The sequence below is a fragment of the Streptomyces sp. NPDC031418 genome, assembly GCF_055581605.1.
On the sequence record NZ_JBVIJC010000009.1, the window covers coordinates 75,418 to 93,207 of the forward strand.

At 73.6% G+C, this 17,790-nt stretch carries 14 protein-coding genes, 2 tRNA genes and 1 pseudogene; 4 read left to right on the plus strand and 13 right to left on the minus strand.

Features of this window, described 5'->3' with window-relative positions:
• Nucleotides 1-85: 85 nt before the first annotated feature.
• From ACZ5CZ_RS14760 to ACZ5CZ_RS14770, 3 genes are all read right to left on the minus strand, one after another.
• On the minus strand, nucleotides 86-421 hold the full coding sequence (locus ACZ5CZ_RS14760; RefSeq protein ID WP_385841435.1) for an antibiotic biosynthesis monooxygenase family protein: 336 nt from the start codon (nucleotides 419-421) through the stop codon (nucleotides 86-88).
• 90 nt (nucleotides 422-511) lie between these two features.
• A complete protein-coding gene (locus ACZ5CZ_RS14765; protein WP_468942762.1) occupies nucleotides 512-1,399 on the minus strand; it encodes a DUF2797 domain-containing protein in 888 nt (295 codons plus the stop codon).
• Between the two features lie 51 nt (nucleotides 1,400-1,450).
• Nucleotides 1,451-1,813, minus strand: coding sequence for an HGxxPAAW family protein (locus ACZ5CZ_RS14770; protein ID WP_468942764.1), 363 nt, complete (start codon nucleotides 1,811-1,813; stop codon nucleotides 1,451-1,453).
• Nucleotides 1,814-1,907: 94 nt separating this feature from the next.
• Between ACZ5CZ_RS14770 and ACZ5CZ_RS14775 the strand changes: the two genes are divergently transcribed.
• A complete protein-coding gene (locus ACZ5CZ_RS14775; RefSeq protein WP_468942766.1) occupies nucleotides 1,908-2,399 on the plus strand; it encodes a MarR family winged helix-turn-helix transcriptional regulator in 492 nt (163 codons plus the stop codon).
• An 81-nt stretch (nucleotides 2,400-2,480) separates the two neighbouring features.
• On the opposite strand, the gene ACZ5CZ_RS14780 is transcribed toward ACZ5CZ_RS14775, so the two are convergent.
• The 4 genes from ACZ5CZ_RS14780 to ACZ5CZ_RS14795 all read right to left on the minus strand — a co-directional run bounded on the left by ACZ5CZ_RS14780 (nucleotide 2,481) and on the right by ACZ5CZ_RS14795 (nucleotide 4,670).
• A complete protein-coding gene (locus tag ACZ5CZ_RS14780; RefSeq protein ID WP_385841439.1) occupies nucleotides 2,481-3,323 on the minus strand; it encodes a DUF5707 domain-containing protein in 843 nt (280 codons plus the stop codon).
• 175 nt (nucleotides 3,324-3,498) lie between these two features.
• Entirely contained in the window at nucleotides 3,499-4,035 is a 537-nt protein-coding gene (locus tag ACZ5CZ_RS14785) for an isoprenylcysteine carboxyl methyltransferase family protein (RefSeq protein ID WP_385841440.1), read from the minus strand.
• A 267-nt stretch (nucleotides 4,036-4,302) separates the two neighbouring features.
• Nucleotides 4,303-4,375 (minus strand) — tRNA-Arg (locus tag ACZ5CZ_RS14790).
• A 204-nt stretch (nucleotides 4,376-4,579) separates the two neighbouring features.
• Nucleotides 4,580-4,670, minus strand: a tRNA-Ser gene (locus ACZ5CZ_RS14795).
• A 194-nt stretch (nucleotides 4,671-4,864) separates the two neighbouring features.
• Here ACZ5CZ_RS14795 and ACZ5CZ_RS14800 point away from each other — a divergent pair.
• Nucleotides 4,865-5,401, plus strand: a complete 537-nt coding sequence (locus ACZ5CZ_RS14800; RefSeq protein WP_468942770.1) for an SSI family serine proteinase inhibitor — start codon at nucleotides 4,865-4,867, stop codon at nucleotides 5,399-5,401.
• Between the two features lie 194 nt (nucleotides 5,402-5,595).
• The gene (locus tag ACZ5CZ_RS14805; protein WP_468942773.1) at nucleotides 5,596-10,287 is read left to right on the plus strand and encodes a hybrid sensor histidine kinase/response regulator; all 4,692 of its coding nucleotides are present in this window, start codon (nucleotides 5,596-5,598) and stop codon (nucleotides 10,285-10,287) included.
• A gap of 16 nt (nucleotides 10,288-10,303) precedes the next feature.
• On the opposite strand, the gene ACZ5CZ_RS14810 is transcribed toward ACZ5CZ_RS14805, so the two are convergent.
• Nucleotides 10,304-10,885, minus strand: a complete 582-nt coding sequence (locus tag ACZ5CZ_RS14810; RefSeq protein WP_385841445.1) for a TetR/AcrR family transcriptional regulator — start codon at nucleotides 10,883-10,885, stop codon at nucleotides 10,304-10,306.
• 120 nt (nucleotides 10,886-11,005) lie between these two features.
• Here ACZ5CZ_RS14810 and ACZ5CZ_RS14815 point away from each other — a divergent pair, with 120 nt between their 5' ends.
• Nucleotides 11,006-12,244 (plus strand): MFS transporter, encoded by a 1,239-nt coding sequence (locus ACZ5CZ_RS14815; RefSeq protein WP_468942776.1) that lies wholly within the window; start codon nucleotides 11,006-11,008, stop codon nucleotides 12,242-12,244.
• 176 nt (nucleotides 12,245-12,420) lie between these two features.
• Here the strand turns inward: ACZ5CZ_RS14815 and ACZ5CZ_RS14820 are convergent, their stop codons facing one another.
• The 5 genes and pseudogenes from ACZ5CZ_RS14820 to ACZ5CZ_RS14840 form a co-directional block, all read right to left on the minus strand.
• Nucleotides 12,421-14,076: a long-chain fatty acid--CoA ligase gene (locus tag ACZ5CZ_RS14820; protein ID WP_468942777.1), complete on the minus strand. Its 1,656-nt coding sequence runs from the start codon at nucleotides 14,074-14,076 to the stop codon at nucleotides 12,421-12,423.
• A gap of 149 nt (nucleotides 14,077-14,225) precedes the next feature.
• Nucleotides 14,226-14,780, minus strand: a complete 555-nt coding sequence (locus tag ACZ5CZ_RS14825; RefSeq protein WP_385841448.1) for a SigE family RNA polymerase sigma factor — start codon at nucleotides 14,778-14,780, stop codon at nucleotides 14,226-14,228.
• A gap of 203 nt (nucleotides 14,781-14,983) precedes the next feature.
• A complete protein-coding gene (locus tag ACZ5CZ_RS14830) occupies nucleotides 14,984-16,150 on the minus strand; it encodes a lipid-transfer protein (RefSeq protein WP_468942781.1) in 1,167 nt (388 codons plus the stop codon).
• A gap of 143 nt (nucleotides 16,151-16,293) precedes the next feature.
• Nucleotides 16,294-16,671: pseudogene (locus ACZ5CZ_RS14835) on the minus strand (MaoC family dehydratase); the annotation flags it as partial.
• On the minus strand, nucleotides 16,668-17,585 hold the full coding sequence (locus tag ACZ5CZ_RS14840; RefSeq protein ID WP_468942784.1) for a bifunctional MaoC family dehydratase N-terminal/OB-fold nucleic acid binding domain-containing protein: 918 nt from the start codon (nucleotides 17,583-17,585) through the stop codon (nucleotides 16,668-16,670). The pseudogene ACZ5CZ_RS14835 and the gene ACZ5CZ_RS14840, both read right to left, overlap by 4 nt.
• Nucleotides 17,586-17,790: the final 205 nt, after the last annotated feature.

Consider the following 17,790-nt stretch of genomic DNA (forward strand, 5'->3'; position numbering starts at 1 on the left):
GAGGCCCTCTGAGAACACGCTTTCACGTGTCTGTGATTTCCCTGAGAAACCCCCGGGCGCCGCTCGGGTAAACCCTGGGGGCCGGTCAGGGCCGCTGGAAGGAGTAGGAGTGCTCGACCCGGGCGATGTGGATCGTGTACCGCTCGTACCACTCCTTCCGGCCGCGCTCCTTGGCCGCACGGTGCTCGGGGTGCCGCCGCCAGCGCTCGATGCCGTCGAGGTCGCGGAAGTAGGCCACGCTGATGGCGAGTCCGCCCGGAGTACGGGCGAAGTCCTCACCGAGGAAGCCGGGGATGTCCCGGACGAGGCCGCTGAGCCGGGCGGCGGCCGCGTCGTAGTCCTCGGCTCCCTCATCGGTGCGTACGGCGGTGAACACGACGGCGTAGTACGGCGTTTCGGGTGCGGTGGGCTGATCGCTCATGCCCTCCACCATGACCCGCCCGGGCCCCGGACCCGCCGGTCTTGCCGAACGGGATCCGAACGGGATCCACGTCTTGACCCTTGGCTCCCCTCAGAACAGCTCGTCCTGGACGGTGGCCTCCGCCGGGAACTCCCTTACGGGAAAGGCGCGCTGGGACGGCCCCCCGCTCCCGTCCGGAGCCACCAGCTCCCACCCCGCCATCAGCCGGGTGTCGAGCACGACGACCCCCCACCCGTCGACCGCCAGATGCAGATCCGGCCCGGCGGCGGCGACCAGCGCACCGCTCACCGCACCCCCCGGCACCAGCTCCACGACCGCGCCGCGTGCCGCCGGCGCCCCGGCGAGCCCGAACACCCCCATGTGGTCGACGACATGGCAGGGCTCGGGACGCAGGGACTCCGGCCAGCCGGCAAGCGCCCCGGCCCGGGCGTGCAACTCCCTTACCTCAGCCGCCCGTTCCACCGCCTCCACCGGCAGTGCCGCCCGCACCGCCCGCTTCTCGCCGTACGGAATCCGGTCCGGCACCCGCAGCGCGGCCCGCAGCAGCTCCTCGGCGCGCCGGGCTGCCATCAGCGGACCGGTGCCGAGCCAGCTGAAGCAGACGGCACCCTGCTCCAGCAGCCGCGCCGGACCCCGCTCGACGGCGGTGATCCCGACCTTGACCATGCCGGGCCCGAACCAGGCGAGATACACCCGGTACGGACGCGGGTCGTCGGCGAGCGTGTCGGCGGCCACGGAGTGCGCCCGGTCCAGCCGCGCACACTCCTCGCACCGCGCGCCCGTGCCCCTCCCCGGCACGGCCGCCCGCACCGGACAGGCATGCCCGCGCGCCCCCACACACCTGCGCACCCCGCCCTCCGGCACGGCGAAGGCGACCCGCTTCCCCCGGAGCAGCGCACTGCGCCGCCCGCCGTCCCACACCAGCGCGGGCCCCTCCGGCGCCCAGCGCAGCCCCGCGCACTTCCATACCTGTGCCATCACCTCCGAGCGTAGAGGCGAGGTCCGACAACGGGCCCGGGCCCTCTACGCCTAGGACGCCCGCGCCCCCTCGGAGGCGACCTCGTACGGCGACCCGGCACCGGCCCGCTCTCCCCGCCCCCGGCCGCGCCCCGCCAGCCGGCAGCTCACGCAGCCGGGGTGGCCGGCTCGGGCCTGCGGGTCCCGGGCGCGCATCGGCCAGTCCGCCCGGGGCCGTACGCCCGGGGGCTTGCCCCAGCCGGACAGATGGAGCAGCCAGGTCACCAGGACGCTCACCGCCACCACGCCCAGCCCCACGCCGGCCAGCGGCAGCGAGCCCGTGCACACCCCCACTCCGATGACACCGGCCCCGGCGGTCGCGATGCCGAAGCCGGTCCAGCCGGCGATGGTGTGACCCTCGTCGTACAGACTCATGGAACCGCCTCCACGGGGAACGCACACAGCGTTCCTCTTACCCGCTAAGAAATTTACTGAACAAATCTCTCACGAACTAAGGGACTTGGGGAAGATGCACGGCACGCCACGACCGCCCGCCACTCCGGCCGAGGCGCTGTCGGCCATGGACCACCTCATCGCCGCCCATCTGATCGGCCAGCAGGAGCTGGCCCGCCGGCTCGGCCTGACCGTCACCGACCTGGCCTGCTTCGCCTTCGTCCTGGAGGCCGGCGAGGACCTGCTGACGGCCGGCGACCTGGCGGCCCGCGCCCATGTCACCACCGGTGCGGTGACGGGCATCCTCAACCGCCTCGAACGCGCCGGATACGTCACCCGTCGCCCCGACCCGGCCGACCGCCGCCGCGTGCGCGTGGCCGCCGTACCCGACGCGGTCTCCCGGGTCGAGGCGGTGTACGCCGGCCACTACAAGCGGCTGACGGCGCTGTTCGCCGAGTACTCCCCGGAGGAGCTGGCGGTCGTCACCGACTGGTTCACCCGGGCCACCGGCCTGGCCCACGAGTACCTGGAGAAGCTGAACCGGAACGACCCGGACGAGGAGTGCTGACCGGCCCTGGTCCCGGCCCCGGGAACGACGAAGGCCCCGGATCACTCCGGGGCCTTCGCTCTACTCCACTATTCAGTCAGGTCAGCGGACGTCGACGTAGTCGTAGGCGTCCGCGCCCGAGGTGGTGCTGCTGCCGTTGTAGTGGAAGCGCCAGGTGCCGTCCACGGAGGCGGTCACCGAGGTCTTCAGGTAGCCGCTCGACGACGCCTTGATCGTCTTCACGGTGCTGTAGGTGCTGGCGCCGGACTTCTTGAACTGCACGTCCACGGACTGGCTGCCGTAGCCGTAGTACTTCAGGTTGGTCCAGCTCGCGCGCTTCAGGGTGCCCGTGAGCGTGACGGCCTTGCCCTTGGCGACCGGCTCGGGACCGGCGTTGAAGCCGCTGAAGCTGGCGGCGCGCTTCACCCAGTGGTTCTTGTAGACCTCCGTCTGGATGTAGTCGGCGTCATTGCCGACCGCCCAGGCGGCGACGTTCCACTTGCCGGCCAGGATGCTGTCGTACAGGTCGTCCGACGTGGCCGTGATGGTGATCTTGCAGGTGGCGGAGGTGGCGCTCCAGTTGTCGCAGGTGGCGTCGTCGTCGGTGCCGAGCACCCCGTCGACGTCCGGGTTGTCCTTGTCGAGGCTGGTGCCGTGCCACAGGAAGGCGCCGGCGCTGTAGATGCCGGACGGGTCGGTCGCCGTCACGTAGATGGTGAAGGACTTCTTGCTGACGCCGACGACGACGTCCTTGTTGCCGTTGACGGTCACCTTGGTGATCGTCGTGTCGCCCTGGCTCTCGTCCGCCGGCGACATCGTCACGCCCGACATCTTGGCGGCGACACCGGCCGGGCCGTCCGCCGCCTGAGCGGCCGGAGCGACGAGGGCGGTGAGTGCCACGGCGCCGGAAACCGTCGCGGCGGCCACGCTGGCACGAATGCGCATCTGTCTTCCCCAAAAGGACAGAGGGCCACCAGCAGTGGGGGGCACTGGTGAGCCCGAGGTCTGATGAGTCTCTTGACTCACCTGCGAAGACCCGCGACCCCTGGGAACAGTTGTACGGGATAGAACAATTTTTTTAACGGTGCATGACCAACCCGCAGAGCGGGGCGAAGGAGCCCTACGCGGCCAGTTGCAGCGCTTCGTTCTCCACCCTCAGGCGCACCGTCAGCAGTGCCGCGTTGGCGGCCGTGAACAGGAGGGCTGTCAGCCAGGCGCCGTAGACCAGCGGCAACGCCAGGCCTTCCATGATCACGAAGACGTAGTTGGGGTGGCGCATCCAGCGGTAGGGGCCCCTGCTGACCAAGGCCAGGTTCGGGACGATGATGACGCGGGTGTTCCACTGAGGGCCGAGGGAACGGATGCACCACCAGCGCCCGAGGTTCGCCACGATGACCGCGCTCAGGGCCGGCCAGCCCAGGGCGGGAACGAACGCGTGGTGCCCCAGCACTGCTTCGGCGAGGGTGCCGAGGAGGAGCCCGACGTGAAGGACGACCATCACGGGATAGTGGCCGCGGCCGTACTCCGTGCCTCCACGAGCCGTGGCCCAGCGCGCGTGCCGATGGGCCACCACGAGTTCCAGCAGACGCTCACCGGCGATGACCGCCAGGAGAACGGCCAGCCCTGCGGGCAGGTGAACGGTACCCGGTTGGATCACGGTGGGCTGTTCCTTCCAGGGTGCGAGGGGAGGAAGACGGCGCTCGTGCGCGCACGCTAGACCCCGCACCTTTTGCAGCTCAAATTGCCTTTCACCCGAAAGATGCAGGACCGAGAGGGGAGGGGCCGGCGGCCCGCGTCGGCCTGCGTCGGGGTGAGCTGCCGGGGCTGCGCTGGTCGGCTGATGCAGAGCCCGTTGCCGTACTTCGCTGCGGTACGCCCCTGAAACGCAAGAGGCCCCGGATCTCTCCGGGGCCTCTTGTCTGTGTGCACTCGGCAGGATTCGAACCTGCAACCTTCTGATCCGTAGTCAGATGCTCTATCCGTTAAGCTACGAGTGCTTGTTCTTTTGTTCTTGTCTCCGTTTCCCGGCCTTTCGGCCCGTCCCGGCGACAGGAAGAACATTACATGACTGCCGCCGACATGTGAAATCCGATCGGCACACCCCTTGTGACCTGCGGAAACGTGCCTGGAGGCCCCATGGAGGCCGGTGGGGCGGAAACGCCGAAGCCCCGGTCCTGGGGACCGGGGCTTCGGGATCGGTGCGGAGGCGGAGGGATTTGAACCCTCGATGGGCTTTAAGGCCCAAACCGCATTAGCAGTGCGGCGCCATAGACCGGACTAGGCGACGCCTCCAGCACAACCGCTCACGCGAGCGCGAGAGTGGTGCGTGCAGATGATGACACAGTCGAGTGCGGTGTCACCAATCGCCCCCTACGGTACTAGGCAGGCGGGGCACAGAGCAAAGGGCTTTGCCGACGGTGCGGCGGAGAACGGCCCAGGGGTGGGGAGAGGCGCAACGTTCGGGGGGTGGGGGCGTTGGGCAGGGCATGGTTTCCGTCCTGTCCGGTCGCGGGCGGCGTTCCCTCGCGTCCCCCTTCGCCGCCGCCGTCTCGCTCGCTTCCCTCGTCTCCCTGGTCCCGTCGGCCACCCTCGCCCAGCTCGCCCTCACCGCCGTACCCGCCGCCGCTGCCGTGCCGCCGCCCGTGCGGCCCGAGGACCGGGGCGGCCCGGAGCGCGCCGGGGACCGGCTGACCCTCGTCGTCCGGCACGCCGGGGCCGGGCGGGACGGGACGTACGAGCTGTCCTGCCATCCGAGCGCCGGCCGCCACCCGGACCCGGCCGGGGCCTGCCGGGTGCTGGACGAGAACACCCGGTGGGGGCGTGACCCCTTCGCGCCGGTGGCCCCCGGCAGCACCTGCACCATGCTCTACGGCGGCCCGGCCACCGCCCATGTCACCGGCACCTGGGCCGGCCGCCCGGTCGACGCCGTCTACGACCGGGGCAACGGATGCGAGGCCGGACGGTGGGACCGGATGGTGCCGCTGCTGCCCCGGGCGGACGGCGCCGAGGTACCGGCCGCGTAAAGGTCCGGCGAAGGTCTCGGGGAGCCGGGGCGTACGGTCACGCGTTCGCCTTCACTTCCCCGTGGGACGTCCCTCTCATCCGGCGCCACGAGCGCAACGCGTGCCCTTAGACTCCCTCGCGTGACACGTCGCGGGCCGGTTGGCAAGATGGCCGGAGCGGTCGGCAAGGTGCGGTAACAGGAGGGAAGCGTCTCGTGAGCAGCAGGCCATCCCGAGGCGCTGCTCGCCTCGCAGCCATACTCGACGCGCTGCCCGACGCGTTGGTCCTGGTCAACGCCAACGGCACCGTCGTCAACGCGAACACCATCGCGCTGGAGGCCTTCGAGGCGCCGGGCACCGCGCTCGTCGGGCGCGGGCTGCTCGATCTGCTGCCGCAGTTCGACTCCCGGCTGATCCCCGGTTCGATGCGACGGCCCGACCACATGGACCCGCGCGGGCGGACCAAGCCGACGCGGATGGTCGCGCGGCGCACCGACGGGACCGAGTTCCCGGTCGAGGTCACCAGCGCGAACCTGGAGAACGGCCAGCAGGCGTACGACGGTTACGGCTACACCGGCGACGAGCTGCTGATGATCGTCGTACGCGATCTGTCCGGCACCGTCGACACCGAGGCCGAGCTGGCCCGGTCGCAGCGGCAGACCGAGATGATCCTGCGGGCCGCGGCGGAAGGCGTCGTGGGCACCGACACCGACGGGCGGATCGTGCTCGTCAACCCGGCCGCCGCCCAGATACTGGGGTACCGGGCCGGGGAGCTGGGCGGCAAGGAGCTGCACACGCTGGTGCTGCACTCCCGCCCCGACGGATCCCCCTTCCCGTACGAGGAGTCGCCGCTCGCCGACACCCTGCGCTCCGGGCGCAAGCACCGGGTGCGCGGGCAGGTGCTGTGGTCCAAGGGGGACGAGAAGGTCTCCGTCGATCTGACCACCGCGCCGGTGCGGGACGGGGACCAGCTCGTCGGCGCCGTCATGACCTTCACCGACCGGCGGCCGTACGACGCCCTCGTCGAGGAGAAGGAGGCGCTGGAGAAGGCGCACGCCGAGGAGCTGGAGCAGCTCGCCGAGAAGCACGCCTCCGATCTGACCGCACTGCGCCAGCAGCACGTCTCCGAGCTGGCGGAACTGCGCGAGAAGCACGCGGAGGAGCTGACCGCCGGCGAGGAGCGGTACGCCTCGCTCGCCGAGCGGGAGAAGGACCGGTACGAGGCGCTCGCCGGGCGGTACGAGCAGCTGGCGACCCTGCTCGGGCAGTCGCTGCGCGGCCCCCTCGACGAACTGCGGCGCGAGCTGTCCGCGCTGGCCGCGGACGACGCCGGGCAGCTGTGGCCCGAGGCCAACCAGGTGCTGCACCACCTCTGCGCCGGCTACTCGCGGATCACCACGCTCATCGACAACGTCCTCGGGTACCAGCGGCTGGACGCGGGCGGCGAGGACATCACCCGGACGAAGGTGATGCTGGACGCCGTCGTCGCCGCCGGTGTGGACGGGGCGGTGGAGCTGGTCGGGCCCGGGCGGGTGCAGTTCGCCGTGCACGCGCCGCCCATCGAGGCCGAGGTCGACCCGCTGCGGCTCGCCACCGCGCTCGCCCATCTGGTGGCGGACGTCGCGGGCGTCGACGCCACCGGCAACACGCCCGTCTCGGCGGGCGGTTACCTGGACAACACGGTCGTGGTCGCCGCCGCGCAGCGCGGTGAGGTCGCGCGGATCGAGGTGCGCGGGCCGTACGCCGGTGGCGATCCGGTGCACGAGCCGATCGTGCGCGGGATCGTGCGCGCCCACGGTGGCGTGCTCCAGACGCACGAGGTGCCGGGCATGAGCGGCAGCGCGTACGTCCTGGAGGTGCCGCTGGGCGGCGGGGCCGGGGCCGTCGGCGGCCCGGGGACCCCGAACACAGCGGAGGCGCCGGGCGAGGACGCCGGGGCCGGCGAGCAGGGTTCCACCGGCGGGCGGCGGCGGGCCCGGCGGGCCTCCACCGATGCCTTCCTGGAGAGTGACGTGCCCGGCGCGGGCGAGGCCGGTGAGGGCGAGGCGTCCCTGCCGACCGGGCGCCGCCGCCGGCGTGCGGGCGCGCCCGCCGAGGAGACGGGCAGCGTGTCCGTCGAGGCGGTGGAGAGCGCGGACGGCGCGTCCGGCGGGACCGGGCGGCGCCGGGGACGGCCCGCCGAGCTCGCTGCCGGTACCGGCCAGGGTGTGACGGCGGGTGCCGTGGTCACCGCGGCCGAGCATGCCGCGGGGGCGGCCGCCTCCAACACCGGACTCGGCGGCACCGTGCCGCCGCAGGGCGTGCCGGTGCCCTCGGGCCGACGCGCCCGCCGGGACTCCGACGCCCCGCAGGCCGCCCTGCCGCCCGCGCTCCCCGCGGCCGCGCCCGTACCGGCCCAGGCTCCGGGCGCGGACCCGGTGCCGGGTGCCGATCAGGCGGCGGACGAGGGTCAGCCGACCGGGCGGCGCCGGCGTGCGCTGGCCGCGGCGGCGGAGCGTGCGGCGGCGCAGGAGGCGGGCGGCGGCCGTACGGTCTTCGCCCTGCCCCCGGCCGAGGCCGACCGGGCCCCGGCGGCCCCGGACGCCGTGGACGCCCCTGCGGATACGCCTGGGGCTCCGGGTGCCGTGCCGGGCGCGTTGCCCGGTCAGGTGCAGATGCCCGCTCAGCTGCCGCTGGCCGTGGAGCACGTCCCGGAGGCCGACGGCCGCCATGACGCCGTACCGCTCGACCAGTCCGCCGACCACACCCCGCCGCAGCCGCATCCGGCCGACGCGCCGACCGGCCGGCGCCGCCGGGCCATGGGCCAGCCGACGGACGTGGACCCCGGGTCCGCAGCGCAGCCGGCTCCGGCCACGGTTCCGACTCCGGGTACGGCTCCGGGTACGGCTCCGGGTACGGCTCCGGTTCCGGGTGCCGCGGGCATCCCCGTCCAGGCCGGTCCTGTCGGCCAGTCGGTCGTGCAGCCGGTCGTGCAGCCTGTGGTGCCGCCGGTCGCCCAGCCCGTCGCCCCGGTGGGTGCCGAGGCCGCGGCTGCCGCGGGCACGGCTGCCGGTACGGCCGTCCCCACGCCCGGTACGGCCACTCCCGCACCCGGTACGACCGTTCCCGTGCCCGGTGCGGCCGGACCGCACCCGGTCGTCCCCGCGCAGGGCACCCCCGTCGAGCAGACCACCCCGGCCCCCGGCACGCCCGTACCGGCCCCCGGCACGCCCGTGCCTCCGGTAGCGGCGCCCGGCCAGGGGGTTTCGGCTCCGGCCCAGGGCCTTCCGACGCCGACGCCCGCCCAGGGTGTCCCGGCGGTCGCCGGTGGACCCGCCGCCGTGGAGGCCGTGCCGGCCGCGGCGCCCCCTGCCGAGCAGCCGCAGCAAGCCACCCCGGCCGGGGCCGGTACGCCCGCCGCCGGTACCCCGGTGGCCCCCGTATCCGCCCAGCCGCTGCCCTCCGAGGCCGCCGCTCCTGCCGTACCCGTGGCACCCGCCGCACCGGCCGCCGTACCGCAGCAGTGGCCCGGCACCGGTGACACCTCCGGGGCCGGTGCGCCCGTGGCGCCGCTCCCGGCGGAACAGCCGGGTGCCGGACCGCAGCGCGCCGCGCAGCCGCTGCCCGCCGAGGCGGCGAAGGCGGCGGAGGCGGCCCGGGCGGGAGCCGCGGCCGGAGCCGCCGCACCGGCCGCCCTGGACCCGAACTCGACCCAGGGGCGGGCCATCAGTGTCCGCACCCTCGGCCAGGGCGTGCCGTTCGCACGGCAGGTCGCGCAGGTCCAGCAGCCGACGGCGACCCCGCCCCCGCACGCGCCGGGCGGTTCCGGCCGCCGCCGCAAGCTGGGCACGCCGCCGGACCCGGCCACCCGCCCGGAGACCCAGCCCCAGCCCCAGTCCGGAGCGGAGGCGGCCCAGCCGCAGCAGGCCGGCCGGCCGGTCCCGTCGGCCCACCCGGCGCCCGCGCAGCCCGCGCCAGGGGGCCAGCCGGCCCTGCCGCAGTCCCCGCTCGCCGGACAGCCGCCCGTGCCGCAGCCGTCGCTGCCCGGACAGTCCCGGCTCGCCCCCGGCACCGAGGGTGCCGGACGGTCGTACGCCATAGGCGCTCCGGACGCCGACGCCGCCGAGGGGCCGGAGCCGCTCGACGGGCCGGGCGGCGCGGTCGAGGTGGCGGACACCCCGCGGCCGCAGCCGCTGGACGACGAACTGCCGCCGGAGCCGCTCGACAACCCGCGCCGGCTGCTGGTGTGGCCCGCGCCGGACGTGACGACCCAGCAGGCGCTCAGCGACCGCGGCTACCGTCCCGTCGTCGTGCACTCGCGCGAGGAGGTCGACGCGCAGATCGCGGCGTTCCCGGCCGCGCTGTTCGTGGACCCGCTGACCGGACCGATCACCCGTACGGCGCTCCAGTCGCTGCGCCAGGCCGCGGTGGCCGCCGAGGTGCCGGTGCTGGTCACGGCCGGGCTCGGGCAGGCGACGCGCGAGGCGGCGTACGGCGCCGATCCCGCCGTACTGCTGAAGGCGCTGGCGCCGCGGGACAGCGAGCAGCATCCGCCGCGGGTGCTGCTCATCGAGGAGCACGCGGAGATCGCGCTGGCGCTGACCGCGACGCTGGAGCGGCGCGGGATGCAGGTGGCGCGGGCGGCCACGGACACCGACGCGGTGACGCTCGCCGGGCAGTTCCGGCCGAACCTGGTGGTGATGGACCTGATGCAGGTGCACCGCCGGCGGGCCGGGATCGTGGACTGGCTGCGCGCGAACGGGCAGCTCAACCACACCCCGCTGGTCGTCTACACGGCCGCCGTCGACCCGGCCGAGCTGCCCCGGCTGGCCTCGGGCGAGACGGTGCTGTTCCTGGCGGAGCGGTCCACGAGCACCGAGGTGCAGGCCCGGATCGTGGACCTGCTGGCCCGGATCGGCACCAACTGACGCCTGGGCGGTCCGGCTAGCGTGCGACCAGCCTGCGGGCCGCCTCCTTGATGGAGGCGCGCAGGCGGTCGCGGTCGGTGTCCTGCGTTCCCGTGAGGATGCGCCGCATCTGCGGGACCACGGCCATCCAGTTGGTCAGCCCGGTCAGCAGGAGCAGCAGGTCGCCGGGCGGGATGGCGTCGGTGATCACACCGCGGGCCTGGCCGTCGGCGAAGGCGGCGACCTTGCGGGCGTAGTGCTCCTGGCGGGCCGGTTCGTCGGGCAGCTCGGCGGTGCCGTACTCGAGGCCCTCCCAGAAGAGCAGGCGGAGCAGCTCGGGGTGGGCGGCGTGGTAGTCGAGGAGGTGGTCGACCCAGGCGTCGATGTCGTCGGGGTCGACGGGGACGGCGGCGGCCAAGTCGGTCATGCACCTGCTGAGGACATGGGTGAACAGCTCCGCCTTGTTGCCGAAGTAGGCGTAGATCAGCTGCTTGTTGGCCTTGGCCGCGGCGGCGATGCGGTCGATGCGGGCGCCCGCGATGCCGTGCCGGGCGAACTCGTCGACCGCCGCGGCGAAGATGCGGGCCTTGGTGGCCTCTGGGTCCCTGACTGCTGCCATGAGGTCAGGGTACCGCTTGTAACCAACTATTTGGTTGACGGGGAATGCGTCCGGGGTGCAGGCTGTTGGGCGTTCCAACCAACCAGTTAGTTGAGGCTCAGCGAGGAGATGCCGTCCCTCATGCCGTCAGCAGCCACCCCTACCGCCCACCGGGAGCCCGCGCTCGGCTCCGCCCGGAAGCGGCGGCCCGCCCCGGGCACCGCCCTCCTCCTTCTCATCGCCGTCTGCACCGCCGTCACCGCCGCCAACATCTACCTCGCGGCACCCCTGCTCCCGCTGATCGCCCACGGCTTCGGGGCCACCCCGTCCGGCGTGGCCTGGATCGCCTCGGTCGCCCAGTTCGGGTACGCGGCCGGACTGCTCTTCTTCGCCCCGCTCGGCGACAGCGTCGACCGGCGCCGGCTGGTCGGCGTCCTGTCGCTGGTCGCCGCCGCCGCGCTGGCGGCCGCCGCCGCGGCGACCGGGACCACCGCGCTCGCGGCCGCCGTCCTGGTGGCCTCCGCCGCCACCGTCGTACCGCAGCTGCTCGTGCCCCTGGTCGCCGCCCGGGCCCCCGCCGACCGGCGGGCCCGCCATGTCGCCGCCGTCATCGCCGGACTGTTCACCGGGATCGTGGCGGCCCGGGTGCTCGGCGGTCTGATCGGGCAGGCGTACGGCTGGCGGGTCGTCTTCGCCGGGGCGGCCGTGCTGACCGCCCTGCTGGGCCTGGCCACCGCCCGGGCGCTGCCGCGCGAGGACCGGCCCCGCCGCACCGGCCCGCTGTTCGCCGGGCTCGGCGCGCTGCCCGGGATGGTCCGCCGCTCGCCCGACCTGTGGCGGGCCTGCGTGCGGCAGGCCGGGATGTACGGCGCCTGGAGCGCCCTGTGGACCTCGCTGGCGCTGCTGCTGACCGGACCCCGGTACGGCCTGTCGACCGCGGTGGCCGGACTGTTCGGCCTGTTCGGGCTCTCGGCGAGCGCGGTGGCACCGCTCGCGGGCGGACTCGTGGACCGTTTCGGCGCCGCCAAGGTGGTCCGCTCGGCCTACCTCCTCGCCGCCGTCTGCGTCCCGCTGTTCTGGCTCGGCGGGCACGCGCTCGCCGCGCTCGTGGTCGGGGCGGTCGCGATCCACGCCGCGCTGGTCGCCGCGCACGTCGCCAACCAGACCCTCGCCCTGACCACCACCTCCGCGCCGGCCACCGCCAACACCGCGTACGTGGTGGCGAGTTTCGCCGGCGGCGCCCTCGCCTCCGCCCTGGCCGGCCCGGCCTACGGCCACTGGGGCTGGACCGGAGTCTGCGCGGTGGCGGCGATATGGCTGACCCTGGGCTGGGCCACGACGGTGACACGCCGAACCGGGAGCCCGGCGAAGGCGTCGTAACCCCGCCCCGGGGTTCGGCAGGGGCCGCGCTGCTCCAGGGCACGAGGTCGCAGCGGGGTAGGCATGCCCGACCGGCCCAAGCCCAAGCCACAGCCCAAGTCACCGCCGCCCCCCGACCGGTCAACGGCCAAGGCACCCCACCGGGCCCCCACGCCCCCGCCAAGGCGCCCCACGCGTCACAGCGTCGTGATGTCCAGGTCGCCCTCCGCGTACCGCCTGCGGAGCACCTTCTTGTCGAACTTGCCCACGCTCGTCTTCGGGACCGACTCGATCACCGTCCAGCGCTCGGGCAGTTGCCACTTGGCGATGTGGGCCTCTTCCAGGAGGAAGGCGCGCAGGGCTGCGAAGTCGGTCTGTGCGCCCTGCTTGAGGACGACCGTGGCCAGGGGCCGCTCGCCCCACTTGTCGTCGGGTACGGCGACCACCGCGGCCTCGGCGACATCCGGGTGGGCCATCAGCGCGTTCTCCAGCTCCACCGAGGAGATCCACTCGCCGCCGGACTTGATGACGTCCTTGGCGCGGTCGGTGAGGGTGAGGAAGCCGTCGGGGGAGATGGTGCCGACGTCACCGGTCTTCAGCCAGCCGTCCGCGCTGAACTTGTCGTCGGGGCGCAGCGGTTCGGCGTCGGGGCCGTTGTAGTAGGCGGCGGCGATCCACGGGCCGCGGACCTCCAGCTCGCCCGCCGACTCGCCGTCCCAGGGCAGCCGCTCGCCGTCGGGGCCGGTGAGGCGGGCCTCGACGCCGGCGGGGAACCGGCCCTGGGTGATCCGGTAGGCGAACTCCTCCTCGGGGCCGACCGCGTGGGCCGGCGGGCGGGCCACCGTGCCCAGCGGGGACGTCTCGGTCATCCCCCAGGCCTGGCAGAGCCGCATGCCGAGCCGGTCGAAGGCGGCCATCAGGGCGGGCGGACAGGCCGCGCCGCCGATGGTGACCTGGATGAGGGAGGAGATGTCCCGGGGCCGGTCCGTCAGCTCGGCGAGCAGACCCTGCCAGATGGTCGGGACGGCGGCCGCGTGGGTCGGCCGCTCCCGCTCGATCATCTCGGCGAGCGGGCCGGACTGGAGGAAACGATCCGGCATCAGCATGCTCACACCGGCCATGAAGGTGGCGTGCGGCAGGCCCCAGGCGTTGACGTGGAACTGGGGGACGACGACCAGCGAGGTGTCCCGGTCGGTCAGCCCCATCGACTGCGCCATGTTGACCTGCATGGAGTGCAGATAGATCGAACGGTGGCTGTAGACCACGCCCTTGGGGTCGCCGGTGGTGCCGGAGGTGTAGCACATGGCGGCGGCCTGGCGTTCGTCCAGCTCCGGCCAGTCGTAGCTGGTCGGCCGGTCCGCGATCAGCTCTTCGTAGTCGTGCACGCGCGCGTGCGAGCCGTGCAGCGGGGTGCGGTCGCCGGGGCCGGAGACGACGATGTGCTCGACCGTCGGCAGCTTCGGCAGCAGCGGCGCGAGCAGCGGGACCAGCGAGCCGTTGACGATGACGACCTTGTCGGCCGCGTGGTTGACGATCCACACCAGCTGGTCGGCGGGCAGCCGCAGGTTGAGGGTGTGCAGCACCGCGCCCATGGACGGCACCGCGAAGTACGCCTCCACATGCTCGGCGTTGTTCCACATCAGCGTGGCCACCCGGTCGTCGCCGCGCACCCCCAGCTCGTCCCGGAGGGCGTTCGCCAGCTGCACCGCGCGGGCGCCCGCCTCGGCGAAGCTGCGCCGCTGCGGCTCGGCCTCTCCGGTCCAGGTGATGATCCGGGACCGGCCGTGCGCCGTCATCCCGTGCTCCAGGATGCGGGTGACGGTCAGTGGTACGTCCTGCATGGTGCTCAGCACGGCGGTCCTCCCGGGGCGGCGTTGCCTACGCGGTAGTGGATGCCTACACGGTCGTAGGGATGGCCTGATTCTGCGCACATACCATTCGGTATGTCACTAGGGCGCAGGTCACGGGGTGGAAAATCCGTGACCCCGGGGCGCATTTCCGGTCAGCGGACGAGCACCAGCTCCGGGTCCTCACGGAGCTTGCCGAGCGCCCGCGACACCGCCGACTTCACCGTGCCCACGGAGACCCCGAGGACCTCGGCGGTCTGGGCCTCGCTGAGATCCTCGTAGTACCGCAGGACGACCATCGCCCGCTGCCGGGCCGGCAGCTTGGTGATCGCCCGCCACATGGCGTCGTGCAGCGCCTGCCGCTCCGCCGGGTCGTCCCCGCCCGGCACCGGCTCCGGCTCGGGCAGCTCGTCGCAGGCGAACTCGTCCACCCGGCGCTTGCGCCACTGCGAGGTCCGGGTGTTCAGCAGCGCCCGGCGCACATAGCCGTCCAGCGCCCGCTGGTCCTCTATCCGCTCCCAGGCCAGATAGGTCTTGGCGAGCGCGGTCTGCAACAGGTCCTCGGCATCGAGGGGGTTGGCGGTCAGCGAGCGCGCGGTGCGCAGCAGGACCGGCTGCCGCGCCCGCACGTACGACGCGAACGACGGATACGGGGTCTGCCGCGCTGGTGCGGCGGCGGCCGAGGCGCTGGTGCAGACGGGTGTGGTCATGGCTCCACGCTAGGAGCGGGCACCCGGCCCGCGGATCGCCCGCAGGTCCCGAAGACGAGTCCGACTCAGGTTGTAGGGGTAGGGCTGCCCCCACCTCCTGAAGGTGGACCGAAGGAGGAGTCCTTCTACGGGTTCGACCCTGAGATCGCACGGGTCCGGCGCCGCCCCGGCCCCGGCACCTGAGTCCCGGCGAGCCGCTGACCTCAGCCGTCCGCCGTCAGGACCAGCCCCGAGGTCGGCACGCCCGTGCCGGCCGTCACCAGGGTCCGGGCGGCACCCGGGATCTGGTTCACGGCGGTGCCCCGCAGCTGGCGCACCGCCTCCGCGATGCCGTTCATCCCGTGCAGATACGCCTCCCCGAGCTGGCCCCCGTGCGTGTTCAGCGGCAGCCGCCCCGCGGCCACGAAGTCCGCCGCCTCGCCCTTCCCGCAGAACCCGAACTCCTCCAGCTGCATCAGCACGAAGGGGGTGAAGTGGTCGTACAGGATCCCCACGTCGATGTCGGCCGGGCCGAGCCCCGAGGTGCGCCACAGCTGGCGGGCGACCGCGCCCATCTCCGGCAGACCGGTCAGGTCGGCCCGGGAGAAGCTCGTCATCTGCTCCTGCGCCCGGCCCGCGCCCTGGGCGGCCGCCGCGATCACGGCCGGCGGCCGCGGCAGGTCCCGGGCCCGCTCCAGCGAGGTGACGACGAGGGCCTGGCCGCCGTCGGTCTCCTGGCAGCAGTCCAGCAGCCGCAGCGGTTCCACGATCCAGCGGGAGGCCGCGTGTTCGGCGAGGGTGATCGGGCGGCCGTGGAAGTACGCGGCCGGATTGGTCGCCGCGTACCGCCGGCCCACCACGGCCACCTGCCCGAACGCCTCCGGTGTCAGCCCGTGCACGTGCAGATAGCGCTGCGCCGCCATCGCCACCCAGGAGGCCGGGGTGAGCAGCCCGAACGGCAGCATCCAGCCGAGCGCGGCGCCCTCCGCCGACGGCTCCCGGTGCTGTACGCCCGCGCCGAACCTTCGTCCCGAGCGCTCGTTGAAGGCCCGGTAGCAGACCACCACCTCGGCCAGCCCGGTCGCCACGGCGAGCGCCGCCTGCTGCACGGTCGCGCAGGCCGCGCCGCCGCCGTAGTGCACCCGGGAGAAGAAGGACAGCTCCCCCATCCCGCAGGCCTGCGCCACGGTGATCTCCGGGCTGGTGTCCATCGTGAAGGTGACCAGGCCGTCCACGTCCGCGGGTGTGAGCCCCGCGTCGTCCAGCGCGGCCCGCACCGCCTCCACCGCGAGCCGCAGCTCGCTGCGTCCGGAGTCCTTGGAGAACTCGGTGGCTCCGATCCCGACGACCGCGGCCCGCCCGCCGAGGGTGTCGCGTGCGCGCAGACTCATGGGGCGGCCTCCGGGTCGGCGGTTTCGAAGTCGCCGGGCCTTGAGGTGCCGCCCGGGTGCCGCTCCGGGACCGCGGCTTCAAAGGGGGCGCCCGAGTGTTCCTCCGGGACCGCGGCTTCAAAGGGAGCGCCCGAGTGCTGCTCCGGGACCGTGACCTGCACCGTCCCCGTGACATGCGTGCCGAGGCCGTTGGCGCCGGTGACGCGGACCGTGGCGGTGTCGCCGGCCACCGCCACGACGGTGCCGGTGAGCACCAGGCGGTCGCCCGGGTAGTTCGGCGCCCCGAGCCGGATGGCGACCTTGCGGAGCACCGCCGTAGGACCGAAGTGGTCGGTGATGTACCGGCCGACCAGGCCGTTCGTGGTGAGGATGTTCATGAAGACGTCCGGGGCGCCCTTCTGCCGGGCCAGCTCCGGGTCGTGGTGGACGTCCTGGTAGTCCCGGGAGGCGATCGCGCCGGCCACGATCAGCGTGCGGGTGACCGGGATCTCCAGCGGGGGCAACTGCTCACAGGCCCTCATGCCGCTTCCACCACCCGGAACACCGGCAGCGTCAGCTCCTCGTCGCACACCTGGAACTCCAGCCGCACCGGGAGCCCGATGCGCACCTTGTCGTACGGCACCCCGACCACGCCGGCCACCATCCGCACCCCTTCGGCGAGTTCGATCAGCCCGACGGCGTACGGCGGGTCGAAGGCCGGGAAGGGCGGGTGGTGCATGACCACGTACGAGTGGACCGTTCCCGCGCCGGCCGCCTCGACCGTGTCCCAGTCCGGGCCGCCGCAGGCGTTGCAGCCCGGCAGCCAGGGGTGGCGCAGGGTGCCGCAGCCGGTGCAGCGCTGGATGAGGAGCCGGTGTTCGGCCACGCCCTGCCAGAAGCCGGCGTTGTCCCGGTTGACCACGGGCCGGGGGCGCCGGGGCCGGGGCTCGGGGCGGCGGGCCGGGGCGTACTTGAGGATGCGGAAGCGGTGCGTGCCGACCGGCTCGCCGCCGGAGCGGATGTCCATGCGGGTGGTGACGAAGTGGCCGGCGCCCAGGCTGGTCGTCTTGCGGGCCGAGACCGACTCGATCACCGCGTCGAAGGAGACCTCGTCGCCGGGGCGCAGCGGCCGCAGATACTCCTGCTCGCAGTCGGTGGCGACGACGGAGGTGCAGCCCAGCCCGTCGAGCAGGCCGAGGAGTTCGTCGTAGGCGCCGCTGCGGCCCTGGTGTCCGGACAGGCCGCCCATCGTCCAGGCCTGGAGCATGGTGGGCGGCGCGATGGCGTCCGGGCCCCGGTAGGCGGGGTTGGTGTCGCCCATCGCCTCGCACCAGTGCCGGATCATCGCCGCGTTGACCGGATCCTTGCCCGTCCCGGCGACGGCGGCGGGCCGCCCCTCGTACGCCCTGAGCCGTGCCGTCAGCTCTTCTCCGGCCGCCCCCTCCGGTACCGCCATCGTGCGCCTCCCGCCCTCGCTCGACAGGTTTCTGACTGTCCGTCAGATAGGAGGCAGTGTCAAGGCGTGCGGAAACGCCTGCGCGGGGGGACCGAAATGCCGCCACGCGGAAGGGAAACGAACCCGAAAAACACCCCACGGGGACCCTCCCCTGGGGGGGGCCCTCCCGGTGGTCCCCACAGCTTGAGGAAGTGGACGGTGGCGT